This window comes from Alteromonas sp. 4NH20-0104, from assembly GCF_057547795.1.
The window spans coordinates 151,087-165,360 of sequence record NZ_BAAJLP010000002.1 but is presented as its reverse complement, the minus strand read 5'-3'; the positions used below and the strand labels follow the sequence as shown (position 1 = coordinate 165,360).

Below are 14,274 nucleotides of genomic sequence, written 5' to 3'. Positions count from 1 at the left end.
CTGTTTATACCCTATCTATCGGCCAGCTTATCAATCAACATCATCGACAGGTTAACAAAGTCGGTAGAAGTGACGATACCAATCACATGCTGGTCGTCATCAACCACGGGTAAACAGCCATGCTTATTGCGTAGAAAAAACGGCGCAACCTCCTGAATGGATTCGCTGGCCTTCACCGTATCAAAATCGCAGACCGCCACTTCCATGATGTTAGTTTGCTTCTCGTGCTGCTCCAGCACATCGTTACCGTATAACACCATCAGGCTCATTACCTTGGCAATCAGACTTTTTTGCGTGACCACACCAATAATTTGCTGGGTCTCTTTGTTCACCACGGGCAAATGACGAATGCCACGGTGGCGGGTAATATAATGGGCATCGTGTAAAGTATTCCCTTCATGCAATTGCATTACCGGGCAGGTCATAATATCGGCAACGGTTAACATTCACCAACTCCTGTTATTTATTGGCTATTATTTCATAGACTTACCGCTAACTTAGCGGTTTGCTATGACTACTGTAGACTATTATCACCGGTTATGCCGACAAGCTATTGACCTGCATCAACGACCCATGTCAGCGTTTATTTACTGGAGCCTTACCCATCAACTCAGGTATACTGTCGCCAATGCGGAAGAAAGTTTCGCTTAACAGCGATAAATTGTTTGACAATTAGCCGATAGCTAGGCACAATCCGCACCCTCGTTTTTGACATGAATTTTTTTGGGAGTTACACCTTGGCTAACATCAAGTCTGCTAAGAAACGTGCAATTCAAGCCGAAAAGCGTCGCCAGCATAATGCCAGCCGTCGCTCCATGACTCGTACAAGTATTAAAAAAGTAGTAGCGGCTATCGCCACTGGTGATAAAGAAGGTGCCCAGGCTGCACTGACTGCTGCAACTCCAATTCTTGACAGAATGGCTTCAAAAGGTTTGATTCACAAGAACAAAGCTGCTCGTCATAAGAGCCGTCTGGCTGCGCAAATTAAAGCGCTGGGCTAATCACCCACTGACGTTTAGTTTAAAAAAGCGCCTTCGGCGCTTTTTTTATGCCTGTCATTTAACTTTCAACAACTCGTCATCGAATAGTCAACCCCCCGTCACCTAACTGTCAAGCCACCCCAGTAAAGTACCAGTCACGTTACCAGTTGCGAATCGCCGGGAAAATGTGATGGCAAAAATCCACTATAAGGCTGTATGGTTATCTGATATTCACCTTGGAAATAAAGACTGCAAAGCTGAGTTTTTACTGACATTTTTGCAGAGTATTTCGGTAGATACCCTTTATCTGGTGGGTGACATTGTCGATATGTGGCAAATGGAGAAACAGTTTCGCTGGCCGGAAACCCATAATCGGGTTATGCACAAACTGATGCAGATGAGCAATAGTGGTACCCGTGTGGTGTATTTGCCCGGCAATCATGACGCCCCTATCCAGAAGTATTCAGGCATGGCATTTGGCGATATCGCCATCGAACGCGAGCTTGTCCATACGACTGCCAATGGCAAACGCTATCTGGTCCTCCACGGCGATCAATTCGATGCCGACGTTACCCTGGGTAAATTCCACGCCTGGATTGGCGACAAAGGTTACGACTTACTGCTGTTCCTCAATCGCTGGTACAACCGTTTCAGAGCCTGGCGTAACAGTCATTACTGGTCACTGGCGGGTTACATCAAAAAGCACATAAAAGGGGCCAACAAAGCGATTGAACGCTACCGCGCTGCTGGCTGCCGACACGCGGCAGAAAGAGGCCTGGATGGCATCATTTGTGGTCATATCCACCACCCTGAATCCCTCATGGTAAATGGTATCCATTACATCAATGATGGTGACTGGATAGAGAACTGTTCAGCCTTGGTGGAAGACAATAACGGTCAGTTATCACTTATCCATTTTAATGAATACCTTAAACACTCCGGGAATGTGTCGGTACTGGCAGACTTCATAAAAACCGGCAAAGCAGCCTGACACAACGGGCCAATGTTGTAAAGGAACTGCAATACAACTGTGAGGATATCGTCACAATCGGTTGCTATCGTGTGGCGAAATAACCTTAAGTGTACTGAATATGTTTACTGTTGATGAATTGCTCAATGAGTACTATCCGCAGGTCGCCAAACACAGCCTGCTAAGCAAACCCCTGCGCTTTGCGCTGCGTCATTTACTGCACGAAAGGGAAATCGCTGACTTCGGACGGACCTACCCCCACTACCATGATATCGACTTTGTTGAACAGGTATTGGAGTATTTTAATGTCAGCACCTCGGTCAGAGACACGGAACGGGAGCGGATCCCCAACGAAGGGCGCGTCGTGATTATCGCTAACCACCCCATCGGTTCCATTGATGGGCTGGCGTTAATTAAGCTGATATCCGAGATCCGCCATGATTTAAAAGTGGTGGCTAACCAAATGCTAATGGCTATCGAACCACTGCGGGATATGCTGCTGCCGGTCAATAATATGCAGGGTGGCACACGCAAAGGACATCTGGCTGCCATTCATGAACACCTGGCCGGCGACGGCGCGGTACTGATATTTCCGGCCGGCGAAGTGTCAAGACTACGTCCTCAGGGAGTCCGCGACACCCATTGGCACAGTGGCTTTCTGCGCCTTGCCAGACAAGCCAAAGCGCCCATTCTACCGATTTTTATCGATGCCAAGAATTCACCGCTATTTTACGGTGTATCAATGGTTTATAAGCCTCTGGCTACGGCTTTGCTGGTCAAGGAAATGTTTAAGCAACGGCGTAAATCGCTGCCAATGCGTATTGGTGAACTAATCCCCTTTTCCAGCTATCAGTCATTAAATATCTCCATACCCGATCAGGTTAAACTGTTCAAACGTCACCTTTACCGGGTCGCCACGAATCGCCAGGGTATTTTTGCCACCCAGGCTGCCATTGCTATGCCTGAAGATCGCAAGGAACTGTCACGAGCGATTCGCCAGTGTGAACATTTAGGTGAAACATCCGACGGTAAACACATCTATTTGTATCTGCATCAGGGCAGTTCTGTGATCATGCGCGAAATTGGCCGTCTGCGGGAAATCGCTTTTCGGGCGGTAGGTGAAGGTACGCTGCATCGACGTGATATCGATAAGTACGATAATCACTATTATCATCTGATTCTATGGGATGAGAACGATCTGGAGATAGTGGGTGCTTACCGGTTTGGTGATGCCAGACTGCTTAGCCAGCCTGATCATCCTACCGGCTTATACTCAGCAACTTTGTTTGATTACGCACAACACAACCCGCAACTCTTCGAGCAGGGCCTGGAGCTGGGTCGCAGTTTTGTTCAGCCACGCTACTGGGGGAAACGGAGTCTCGACTATTTATGGTTTGGTATTGGGGCGTTTCTAACCCGCTACCCACATTACCGCTATTTGTTTGGCCCGGTCAGTCTGAGCGACAGCTATCCCCAACCTGCCAAACAGCTTATTGTGCAGTTTTATGCCACGCACTTTCCTGCCCGGTTTGGCGAAGCGGCGGCGAAAATCCCGTTTTCATTGCCCGGCGATACACTCACCGAGTTTAAGGGCGAAGACTATAAGAAAGAGTTTACCCAGCTGAAACATCTGCTGGCCAATATGGGGGTGAATGTCCCTACCCTTTATAAGCAGTACACAGAAGTTTGTGAACACGACGGTGTCGCTTTTCTGGACTTCAACATCGACCCGGACTTTTGCGATTGTGTGGATGGCCTGGTCGTCGTCGACACGGATAAGCTGTTAGCCAAAAAACGCAAACGCTATCTCCTTAGTCATCAGCTGGCACAAACGGCCTGAGCACTAATCCAGGGTTCGCTGGTATCTGAGGATGGCCAGCAGCCCGGCAACCAGTGTAAACAGGATGATAGCGTAAAACTCGGTGGCAAGGTGCTCCCACCCCGCTCCCTTTAACATGACACCGCGAACAATTCTTAAGAAATGAGTAAGCGGCAGCCCCTCACCAAGAAACTGGGCCCACGCCGGCATGCCCCAGTAGGGAAACATAAATCCAGACAGTAATATCGACGGCAGAAAGAAGAAAAAGGTCAGTTGCATGGCCTGCATTTGCGAGCGCGCGATGGTTGAAAAAGTAAATCCCAGACACAGATTGGCAATGATAAACAAGGTAACGCCGCCTAGTAATAACGTGAGGTGGCCAACAAAAGGCACATTGAAAACCACTTTCGCGGCAACAATAATAATAGCGGTCTGTACTGCGCCAACCATAACATAAGGCATTATTTTGCCCAGCATCACCTCAATGGGCTCCGCTGGCATGGCCAGAATATTCTCTAAATTTCCCCGCTCCCTTTCCCGGGTCATCGCCATAGCGGTAATCATAACTGAGGTCATCGTTAATATCACTCCCAGTAACCCCGGCACAATATTGTACTGGGTAATGTTTTCCGGATTAAACTTGCGGTGAATCACTACCTCTACCGGCCCGGGCCCAGCCTGAAGGGAGGTTAACTTGCCTTTCAGATCGTGCCTCAAAGACTGATTAATAATTTGCTCTGCCTGCGCCAGGGCATTGGACGAGACAGCCGGATCCGATGCATCAGCAATAATCAGCAACTGGGGCCTGAGCCCTTTTATCAGATCGCGGCTAAAGCCTGCGGGAATACTGATCACAAAAGCCACATCGCCCGCTTTGATAAGTGCATCTGCGCTTTGTAAATCAGCCACCTGATAATCAAATTCATAATACTGACTCACCGCAAAGCCTGACAATATTGCGCGGGTCAGATGAGTATCCTCTTCAGTGTAAATGGCAGCAGGTAATCCCTTCGGATCGTTATTGATAGCAAAGCCAAACAGAATAAGTTGCAATACCGGGATCCCCAGCATCATGGCAAAGGTCATACGGTCCCGCCGCATCTGGATAAATTCTTTTATCATCAGTGCCCGGAATCTGGCCCAGCGACCGCTCAGACTGTTCACTGATACCTCCTGAGATCGGCACCCGCCTTTTGGGTTAGGGCAATAAAGACATCTTCCAGCTCCGGGCTCACCGGTTCAACGGTAAGGGAGTTGAAAGCCGCCTCGGCCAACAGCGCCTCAAGCTTTTGCTTAGAGTGCCCGGTGACAAACAGCGCTGCACCATAGTAAGCAACACTGACCACATCACCAGAGCATTCGAGCAATTCACTGTACTGACGAATATGCTCACCGGTTAACCGATAACAAACCAGATTTGCCTGTTTGATCACCGCTGCCACCGTCCCCTGGGTAATCAACTTACCATTGGCCAGATACACAATATTATCGCAACGCTGGGCTTCATCCATGTAATGAGTCGACACCAGCACAGTCACGCCAGCTTGGGCCAGGTTTTGGATGTGATGCCAGAATTCCCGGCGTGCCTGCGGGTCAACCCCGGCGGTCGGTTCATCCAGCAGCAACAACCTGGGCTGATGCATAGTGACAGCAGCCAGTGCCAGTCGCTGTTTCCAGCCGCCGGATAAGGCTGCGGCTAACTGGTGCTGACGGTCTGTAAGTCCCGACGCCTGAAGCGCATTAATTACCGCGGCTTTGACATCGCAAAGATGATACATACGGGCCACAAACCGCAAGTTTTCAGCAATGGTTAAGTCTTCCCAGAACGAGAATTTCTGGGTCATATAGCCCGTTTGGGCTTTAATTTGTTTCGCCTGCCTGAGTATATCAAACCCGAGGCACTGACCGGAGCCAGCCGACGGCGTTAATAATCCACACATCATACGAATGGTCGTGGTTTTTCCTGATCCGTTCGGCCCTAAAAATCCCCAGACCTGGCCTTTCGGGATGGCCAGACTCACGCCATCCACCACTGCTCTGGAGCCGAATCGCTTAACTAGTCCCTGCACATCAATAGCATTGTCGGTCATAACAGGGCTACGCTAACCGGCTGACCCGGATGCAGGCTGACGGGCGATGCGAAACGGGCTTCAATAAGAAACACCAGATCTTCCCTGGCTTTTTCACTGTAAAGCATCGGCGGCGTAAATTCGGCCCGCTGGCTGATATAACTCACCGCAGCCTGGTATGTCTGCCCGGCACCATCCTGGGTGACCACTACCTTTTGCCCTGCCTGGAATTGAGCTACCTGATGCTGAGGAATATAGAACCTGACTTTCAGCGTTTGGTTGAGCTGCACCAGCAACAAAGGCTGACCGGCGATGGCATGCTCTCCTGCCTGAGTGTAGATTTCTTTTATCGAGCCGCTGAACCGAGCGATCAGCGTGCGTTGAGACAGAGACCATTCAGCCTGCTGTTCGGCAGATTGCGCCGCACTCACTTTTTCCTGCAGACTGTTCAGATAATCCGGGCGGCCAGCGAGCATCTGCACTTCAATCTGGTGACTGGTGACCTGTGCAGCCGCTTCAAGGGCTTTTAAATTCAACACGGCTTTATCATAGTCGGCCTGGGTCGCCAGCGCTTTCTCACGTAATGTGCTTATCCGCGTTAACTCGAGCTTCGCTTCATCAATGGTAAATTGCTGCTCATCCAAACGGCTTTGCAATACGGCAATCTCTTCACTTCGTGCGCCGTGCAGCGCGTCATTTAACTGTGCTTTAAGTGACGCCACATTAGCCCCGGCTTCCTCCAGCCTGAGTTGCTGCAGGTCGGTATCGAATTGAATTAACATGTCACCCGGCACCACCGCATCACCATACTGCCACTGTGGCCCCTCGACCCAGCCGGCTGCGGGCGTTGACACCGTTACAAATTCAGCTTCAACGTAGCCAATATAGCCGTCGTTAAACGGGCGCTCCTCACACCCAGATAACCCTGCTACCAACAGAAAGTAACCTGCCAGTATGGCAACCTTTCCCACCACAGCCGGAAATTGCTTTAACTTATTCATGCCGCCACCATCACGTTTCAGGCAGTAATATCTTTAAGTCAGTATACGGTGGCTTGCCTGAGGTTTACAAAGCCGATTAAATCCCGGTTGTTCTAAATCAAAGCCAGGGGTTTCGCCAAAAACTCCCAAACCTCCGGCGACACTGCTATAGTAAATAATAACGAACCGTTGAGGTCGCTGGGCGGCGGGATCCATTACTATGGCAACTATCGAGCAGGCACAGGCTACACAAATCAGCAATATTGAAACTGCTACCGGTAAATCACTGGAGGTACTGTGTAAACAGGTAAATGACAGTGGGCTCACCAAACACAGTGATATTGTAAAAATGCTTAAGGCCGAATTGGGCCTCGGCCACGGGAATGCGAATCTCATTGCCCACATGGCAAAACAGGCGGCTCATCCAGCCGATTCTGACACACCACCACTGGACCTTCTTTATGTCGGAACCAAAGCCCATCTTCGCCCTATCCACGAGGCGTTACTGGAGGTGATAGATAGCTTTGGGTCATTTAACACATCAACCAAGAAAAACTATATCAGCTACCGCCTGAGTAAACAGTTTGCCACCATTGGCCCGGCCACTAAAAACGCCGTAGAGGTAGGTATTAACAGTCGCTCACTGACTGAAGGAGACAGACTGGAGAGGCTACCGCCCGGCAGAATGACGCCTTACCGGGTGCGTCTTACCGCGCCGGACCAGGTTGACGAACAAATCACGGGCTGGCTCCGAACGGCCTTTAACGAATCTCAATAACACATCTATTTACAATTACTTACATACAATCTATCAATAACCTTTGTAAATTTAGTTAGCATAGACCCAGCGATTTTCTAGCCATATTTATTCAGGAAACGGGATTCATGGAAGTGACCAACCAACGTTATGCGGAGCTGGACTGGCTGCGGGTGATACTTATCATCGCGGTGTTTATGCATCATGTGTTTATGCCTTTTAACGGTGATGACTGGCATATCGTGAACAGTGAATCGAGTAAGTTACTGGACGATATCATGGTCTATTTTGAGCAACTGAGACTGCCCGTTTTATTTCTGATTGCCGGTGCCGGCAGTGTTATTCTTCTGAATCGCCTCAACAGCAGGACTTTTCTAATCAGTAAGTCGAAACGGCTGTTACTGCCCTTATTACTGGCAATGATGTTTATTACTCCTCCTCAGGCTTATTTTGAGGCACCGGCGCAGTTTGCCTCGCTGCTGGATGCCTACCAACAGCGAATTCTGTTATTTGATAACAAACACCTGTGGTTTATTGAGTTCCTGATAATCTTCATGCTCCTGGCTATCCCTTTCAAAAGGGCGCTGGATACCTCTTCTGGGCAATCCCTGCTGGCGTTCGTCGAGAAACTGGTCCGTCGGCCATTCGGTCTGATGCTGTCCGTCGTGGTGCTCGTTACCGTGCGCTGCTTCTTAAAGACTTTCTACCCGGAGCAGGACGGTGCTATCGAAAATCTTTCAGTCTCCGTTTTTTATCTGGTATTTTTTCTGACCGGTATGGTGTTTATGTCGAGACCGGCAATCTGGCAGTCGTTGCGCCGTTACAGACGAGTTAACCTGTATTCGTTTATCACCTGCAGCCTGGTATTTTATATTTATTATCTGGGTGACTTTAGTTTTATTGGTTCGCTGGCTTTAAGATGGCAAATTTGGTGGGGACTCACCGCCCTGGTCTCCTGGTCGGGCATGCTGGTAATGCTGGGTTACGGGGGGCATTATCTCAATGAATCGCCGGCCTGGTTGCGACAAACCAACGAGCTAATTTATCCGTTCTATATTTTGCATCAGACGGTCATTGTAGTGCTTGCCTACTATATCGTTCAGTGGCAAGCCGGCATTGCGTTAAAATCGCTGACTTTACTGGTGTTTGCTTTTATTCTGACCGCCGGCCTTTGTTATTTCGTCATCCGTCCGGCCACCTGGTTACGGCTTGCTTTCGGTCTGAAGCAACGCACCTGAATGCGTTAATCCTCGATTAGTGCTTGATATTATTGGTCCATCAGGAAACACTTAACGTATCGATTTTAAGTTTGTTTAGCGGGTAACATTATTATGCTAAAAATTATTGTCTTAATCCCTCTTATCCTGAGCGTGTTGTGGTTTGGGTATCTGACAGTTAACAATTACAGTGTGGCTGACGGCAAACAGGGATTTAAGTATATTCTGGTCATCTCATCGGTGATCGCCGTCTTTTTCACCTTTATGTATTTGGTCACCCATTGATTGTTGTTTGCTTCTAAACACAAAAAAGCAGGTCTGAGACCTGCTTTTTTATTATCTGAACTGCTCTTCGCGTTTACAGATTAACCGTGACTTCAGCAGCAGAGCGTAATGAATCGATAAAGCTCTGGTAATTAGCCTGACTGTAGTTTGTCATCAGCTGTTGCTTCAGACTGGCTAGCTCTTCTTCGCCCAGCGCTTCCGGCATGTTCACTGCCGTCAGGCGTACTACGCCCACATCACCTGAACCCAGCTTAGCGACTTCGAGGTTGTTACCGGCTTCAGTACTCAGAGTAAACACGGTGTCTACCAGATTACGTGGTAACTCGTTGCTGTTACGGGCAATGGCTTCCTTACTTTGCCATTCCAGAGTGACATCACCAATGGTCAGTTGCGGTGACTCTCCAGCCTGTACCTGCTCCACTACGTTGTCAGCCCACTCTGCCGCTGCTTCCTGGGCCTTACGCGCCCGCAGTTGCGCCAGAATTCGCGTTCTTACTTCATCAAGCGACTGAGTACGCTGCGGTTCATGACCTATCACCCGAATCACTACCACTTTATCGTTGCTCAGCTCAATAACATCACTGTTAAGGGCTTCGTCAATAAAGTCCGGGTCGAACATTTTGCTGGTCACTGCAGGCACATTGAGCGCCGCAGGCACTGCCGCAGCAGTCACTAAACCGGTTTCCTGAATCTTTCCATTTACCGCGCCTGCCACATCTTCCAGGGTATCGGGTACCTCAAATGCCAGGTTGGCCATTTCTGACTGCAGAGCATAAAACTCATCGGTTGCTTTGTCTGTTAACAACTGCGCTTCGATTTCATCGCGTACCTCAGCCAGCGGAGTCACTTCAACCGGCTTCATATCGGTAAGCTTGATAATATGGTAACCAAACTCCGTTTCGATAACCTCAGACGTATCACCAACACTGGCAATCGCAAACGCTGCTTCATCAAATGCCGGATCCATCATCCCAGCCGAAATGAAATCCAGGTCGCCACCATTTTCAGCAGAGAACGTATCCGCAGAGTTTTGTTCGGCCAGTGTTGCAAAATCGGCCCCTTGCTCCACTTCAGATAACAACGACTCGGCTTTCTCTTTCGCCGCGTCCTTATCATCGCCGAACTCAATCAGGATGTGCGAAATACGACGCTCTTCGGTGGTTTTATAAAGCGCGATGTTGTCCTGATATTCCTGTTCAACTTCGTCTTCGCTAACCATTACGTTGGCTTTTAGATCGTCTACCGCAAGCGTTACATAGGCCAGGTTGACCTTTTCCTGCGTATCAAAGCGGGAAATGTTTTCCTGGTAAAACGCTTCAACCTCTTCGTCGCTCAACTCTACTGAAGCAGCGAACGGTGCAGAGTCAACAATCAAATAATCAGCGTTACGGGTCTGGCCCTGTAAACGGTGAGCTAAGCTGACTTCTTCAGGCAAGCTGAAGTCGCTGGCTTGTACCGCACGAGACAATTGCTCGCGGGTCATTTGCTGACGCATGTAATCACGGAAACCACTTGGCTGAAAACCGTTCTGACGCAGTAGCATCAGATAACGTTCGTTATCGAAAACGCCATCCGTCTGAAACTCAGGCATTGCTGTAATGGCATCGCGGATTTGTTTATCCGAGACCCGCATTCCCAGCTCTTTCGCTTTTTGTTCAATAAGGGTATCGGCAATCAGGCGGTCCAGCACATTCATGCGGAAATCACGCAGATAGTTTTCATCGCTGAATAACGCGCTGATCCCTTCTCCGAACTGCGATTCCAGTCGGGCACGTTGTGCCTGATAGGCGCGTTCAACATCCTGCTGACTAATTGGCTCACCGTTGACTTCAGCGGCGGCACTGCTGCCCGATGAAGACACATAGCTGCTAACGCCAGCAAATACAAAACTCAATACGATCAGGGCAATAATCGCCATCGCCCATGGGCCTTGAGAACCTTCTCTGATCCTTTCTAGCATGACTCGATTTTAACTCCGTTGCATTACAACTCTTCCAACCGATTTATGCCTGCAGAACATCTGCGGCTCGGTGGGACAAATAAGCGGGGATTATAGCTTAATACTTACCCCGATAGAATGCTGAACAGGCATTCCTTTGCTGCCAGCAATAAAAAAGGCGATGGAAAACCATCGCCTTTTCAAAAAAATATCTAATGCTTAGTTACAAGCGTCTTTCAGTGCTTTACCAGCTTTGAAAGAAGGTACTTTTGCTGCAGCAATTTCGATAGTCTCACCAGTTTGAGGATTACGACCACTGCGTGCAGAGCGCTCTCTTACAGAGAAAGTACCGAAACCAACCAGAGCTACCTGATCGCCTTCTTTCAGCGCGTCTGTTACCGCGTCAGTGAAAGCGTCCAGTGCACGGCCAGCGGCAGCTTTAGAAATATCTGCACCAGCAGCGATTTTATCGATGAGTTGAGACTTGTTCACAATTAGATCCCCTTCGTTTGTTATTATGCTCTCGTCCGCAAAACAATTATCAGTTCATTGCTCAGACGTTATAGCAAGCTTAAAGATTAACATCAAGCTTCGCTTTACAATTTTTTAACTTATTGTTGAATCGCTGCCATCCCTTTAGTGACAAGGCTTCAAGCGAATACAGCAGTTAAGGTAACACAACTTTTGGGACTTTGAAGCCCCTAAAGTTAAAAAAAACGGCTTTTGTCACACCATATGGATAAAAATTAACCAAAAGGTCCAATTAAACCGCTGCTGCGCAGCATTGGCGCGCGCTTCAGCGGTGTTCACTGGTGATTTATTCGCCGTCCAGTGCGACCGGTTTAAATTGTTCAACCGGTTCTTGCAAAGCAATATCCAGGACTTCGTCAATCCATTGTACCGGATGTATATCCAGATCTTGTTTCACGTTATCCGGAATTTCTTCCAAATCACGTTCATTTTCTTTTGGAATCACAACGGTTTTAATACCACCGCGGTGAGCTGCCAACAGTTTTTCTTTTAGCCCACCAATGGCCAGCACTTCGCCACGCAGGGTAATTTCACCGGTCATGGCAACTTCGCATTTAACCGGGTTACCGGTTAACGATGACACCAGTGCGGTGCACATAGCGATACCCGCACTCGGACCATCTTTAGGCGTAGCCCCTTCCGGCACGTGAACGTGGATATCACGTTTCTCGTAAAAATCACCGTTAATGCGCAGCTTCTCTGCCCGTGAGCGAACCACGGTCATGGCGGCGTGGATAGACTCCTGCATAACATCACCGAGTGAACCGGTAGAGGTCATTTTACCTTTACCCGGTACCGAGGTAGTTTCGATGGTTAACAGATCGCCGCCCACCTGAGTCCAGGCCAGACCGGTTACCTGACCAATCTGATTGTTCTTATCAGCCTTGCCGTAATCGAAACGTTGTACGCCCAGATAATCCTTCAGGTTGTCCTGGTTAACCACGACTTTCTTGGTGGCTTTATTCAGCAGGATATCCTTGACGGCCTTACGGCATACTTTGGAAATTTCACGTTCCAGTGAACGCACACCCGCTTCGCGTGTGTAGTAGCGAATCATGCCGATAATGGCGGAATCATCAATTTCCAGCTCATTCTTCTTCAGACCATTACGCTCAATTTGCTTGCCAATTAAGTGACGGGTAGCAATGTTGAGTTTCTCGTCTTCGGTGTAACCGGATAAACGAATAACCTCCATCCGATCCAATAACGGCCCCGGAATATTCATGCTGTTTGACGTGGCGACAAACATCACGTCTGAGAGGTCATAATCCACTTCCAGATAGTGATCGCTGAAGGTACTGTTTTGTTCCGGGTCGAGCACTTCCAGTAAAGCCGAAGCGGGATCACCACGCATGTCTGATGACATCTTGTCGATTTCATCAAGCAGGAATAACGGGTTCTTTACCTCAACCTTGGCCATTTTCTGAATCAGCTTACCTGGTAACGAGCCAATGTAGGTCCGGCGGTGACCGCGGATTTCCGCTTCATCACGCACGCCGCCTAATGCCATTCGTACATATTTACGGCCGGTTGCTTTAGCCACAGACTGACCCAGTGAGGTTTTACCTACACCAGGAGGCCCTACTAAACAAAGAATGGGGCCTTTCAGCTTACGCACTCGTTGCTGTACGGCTAGATATTCGATAATCCGCTCTTTCACTTTCTCCAGACCATAATGGTCCGCATTCAGAATTTCTTCGGCTTTCGCGAGGTTCTTTTTAACTGCCGAGCGTTTGTGCCAGGGCACGCTGGTCAGCCAGTCAATATAACTGCGCACTACGGTAGCTTCAGCAGACATCGGCGACATCATTTTAAGCTTTTGCAGTTCTGCTTTGGCTTTTTCTTCAGCTTCAGCAGGCATTTTCGCTTCTTCGATTTTCTTACTTAGCGCTTCAAACTCATCCGGCGCATCATCCAGCTCACCCAGTTCTTTCTGAATAGCCTTCATCTGCTCGTTGAGATAATACTCACGCTGAGATTTCTCCATTTGCTTTTTAACCCGCGTGCGGATTTTCTTCTCAACCTGGAGTAAATCAATTTCGCCTTCCATCAGTGCCATCAGATATTCAAGACGTTCATTGACGCCTTTCATCTCAAGCACTTTTTGTTTTTCTACCAGTTTAAGCGGCATATGCGCTGCCATGGTATCGGCCAGGCGTGCGGCGTCGTCAATCCCGTTTAAGGAAGTGAGAACTTCCGGTGGGATCTTTTTGTTTAGTTTCACGTAGCCTTCAAACTGCGATACCGCAGAACGAATAAGCACTTCCTGTTCACTTTCAGGGAGGTCTTCGTCGGTAGTGCGGTCTATACCCGCAATAAAATAAGGCTCGGATTGATTGTATTCGGCAATTTCGCCTCGCACATTCCCTTCAACCAGTACTTTTACTGTACCGTCAGGTAACTTGAGCAATTGCAAAATGGTGGCAATGGTACCTACTGAATAGATATCATTAGTATCGGGTTCATCGATCCCTGCATCTTTTTGAGCAACCAGAAAGATCTGCTTGTCGCTGTCCATGGCCGCTTCCAGGCAACGAATGGATTTTTCTCGTCCAACAAATAAAGGTATGACCATATGGGGGTACACAACCACGTCCCGTAAGGCCAGTACAGGAATTTCAATGCGATTTTCTCGCTCTGACGTCATACTTCTTCTCTAACTTTTTCTATTAATGAGTCTTTATATGGGGATAGGCAGACAAAGTTCAATCAGCCTAAGAATGTTTT

General features: G+C 48.6%; 13 protein-coding genes. 6 read left to right on the top strand and 7 right to left on the bottom strand.

Going from position 1 to position 14,274, the window contains the following annotated elements; all coding sequences use genetic code 11:
* Nucleotides 1–11: 11 nt before the first annotated feature.
* Nucleotides 12–446 (bottom strand): CBS domain-containing protein, encoded by a 435-nt coding sequence (locus AC27IB_RS02340; RefSeq protein ID WP_296045326.1) that lies wholly within the window; start codon nt 444–446, stop codon nt 12–14.
* Between the two features lie 291 nt (nt 447–737).
* Between AC27IB_RS02340 and rpsT the strand changes: the two genes are divergently transcribed.
* The 3 genes from rpsT to olsF all read left to right on the top strand — a co-directional run bounded on the left by rpsT (nt 738) and on the right by olsF (nt 3,790).
* A complete protein-coding gene (gene rpsT, locus AC27IB_RS02335; RefSeq protein ID WP_296045324.1) occupies nt 738–1,001 on the top strand; it encodes a 30S ribosomal protein S20 in 264 nt (87 codons plus the stop codon).
* Nucleotides 1,002–1,170: 169 nt separating this feature from the next.
* Nucleotides 1,171–1,971, top strand: a complete 801-nt coding sequence (locus tag AC27IB_RS02330; protein ID WP_296045322.1) for a UDP-2,3-diacylglucosamine diphosphatase — start codon at nt 1,171–1,173, stop codon at nt 1,969–1,971.
* Nucleotides 1,972–2,071: 100 nt separating this feature from the next.
* Complete coding sequence (olsF, locus tag AC27IB_RS02325) at nt 2,072–3,790, top strand: bifunctional ornithine lipid synthase OlsF (RefSeq protein ID WP_487118634.1); 1,719 nt, start codon at nt 2,072–2,074, stop codon at nt 3,788–3,790.
* A 3-nt stretch (nt 3,791–3,793) separates the two neighbouring features.
* On the opposite strand, the gene AC27IB_RS02320 is transcribed toward olsF, so the two are convergent.
* Genes AC27IB_RS02320 through AC27IB_RS02310 form a run of 3 tightly spaced genes read right to left on the bottom strand, consistent with a single transcriptional unit; the run spans nt 3,794 to nt 6,839 of the window.
* Nucleotides 3,794–4,933, bottom strand: a complete 1,140-nt coding sequence (locus AC27IB_RS02320) for an ABC transporter permease (protein WP_487118632.1) — start codon at nt 4,931–4,933, stop codon at nt 3,794–3,796.
* Entirely contained in the window at nt 4,930–5,859 is a 930-nt protein-coding gene (locus AC27IB_RS02315) for an ABC transporter ATP-binding protein (RefSeq protein ID WP_487118630.1), read from the bottom strand. Before AC27IB_RS02315 ends, AC27IB_RS02320 begins: the two co-directional genes overlap by 4 nt.
* Complete coding sequence (locus tag AC27IB_RS02310) at nt 5,856–6,839, bottom strand: HlyD family secretion protein (protein ID WP_487118628.1); 984 nt, start codon at nt 6,837–6,839, stop codon at nt 5,856–5,858. The genes AC27IB_RS02315 and AC27IB_RS02310 overlap by 4 nt, the downstream gene beginning before the upstream one ends.
* A gap of 199 nt (nt 6,840–7,038) precedes the next feature.
* Here AC27IB_RS02310 and AC27IB_RS02305 point away from each other — a divergent pair, with 199 nt between their 5' ends.
* The 3 genes from AC27IB_RS02305 (at nt 7,039) to AC27IB_RS02295 (ending at nt 9,077) form a co-directional block, all read left to right on the top strand.
* On the top strand, nt 7,039–7,596 hold the full coding sequence (locus AC27IB_RS02305) for a DUF5655 domain-containing protein (protein ID WP_487118626.1): 558 nt from the start codon (nt 7,039–7,041) through the stop codon (nt 7,594–7,596).
* Nucleotides 7,597–7,703: 107 nt separating this feature from the next.
* Nucleotides 7,704–8,813: an acyltransferase family protein gene (locus AC27IB_RS02300; protein ID WP_487118624.1), complete on the top strand. Its 1,110-nt coding sequence runs from the start codon at nt 7,704–7,706 to the stop codon at nt 8,811–8,813.
* A 93-nt stretch (nt 8,814–8,906) separates the two neighbouring features.
* The gene (locus tag AC27IB_RS02295) at nt 8,907–9,077 is read left to right on the top strand and encodes a hypothetical protein (protein ID WP_487118622.1); all 171 of its coding nucleotides are present in this window, start codon (nt 8,907–8,909) and stop codon (nt 9,075–9,077) included.
* Nucleotides 9,078–9,150: 73 nt separating this feature from the next.
* Here AC27IB_RS02295 and AC27IB_RS02290 read toward each other — a convergent pair whose 3' ends face one another.
* The 3 genes from AC27IB_RS02290 to lon form a co-directional block, all read right to left on the bottom strand.
* Nucleotides 9,151–11,037, bottom strand: a complete 1,887-nt coding sequence (locus AC27IB_RS02290; protein WP_487118620.1) for a SurA N-terminal domain-containing protein — start codon at nt 11,035–11,037, stop codon at nt 9,151–9,153.
* A gap of 198 nt (nt 11,038–11,235) precedes the next feature.
* Nucleotides 11,236–11,508 (bottom strand): nucleoid-associated protein HU-beta, encoded by a 273-nt coding sequence (gene hupB / locus AC27IB_RS02285; protein ID WP_073323035.1) that lies wholly within the window; start codon nt 11,506–11,508, stop codon nt 11,236–11,238.
* Nucleotides 11,509–11,833: 325 nt separating this feature from the next.
* On the bottom strand, nt 11,834–14,194 hold the full coding sequence (gene lon, locus AC27IB_RS02280) for an endopeptidase La (protein WP_487118617.1): 2,361 nt from the start codon (nt 14,192–14,194) through the stop codon (nt 11,834–11,836).
* Between the last annotated feature and the right edge of the window lie 80 nt (nt 14,195–14,274).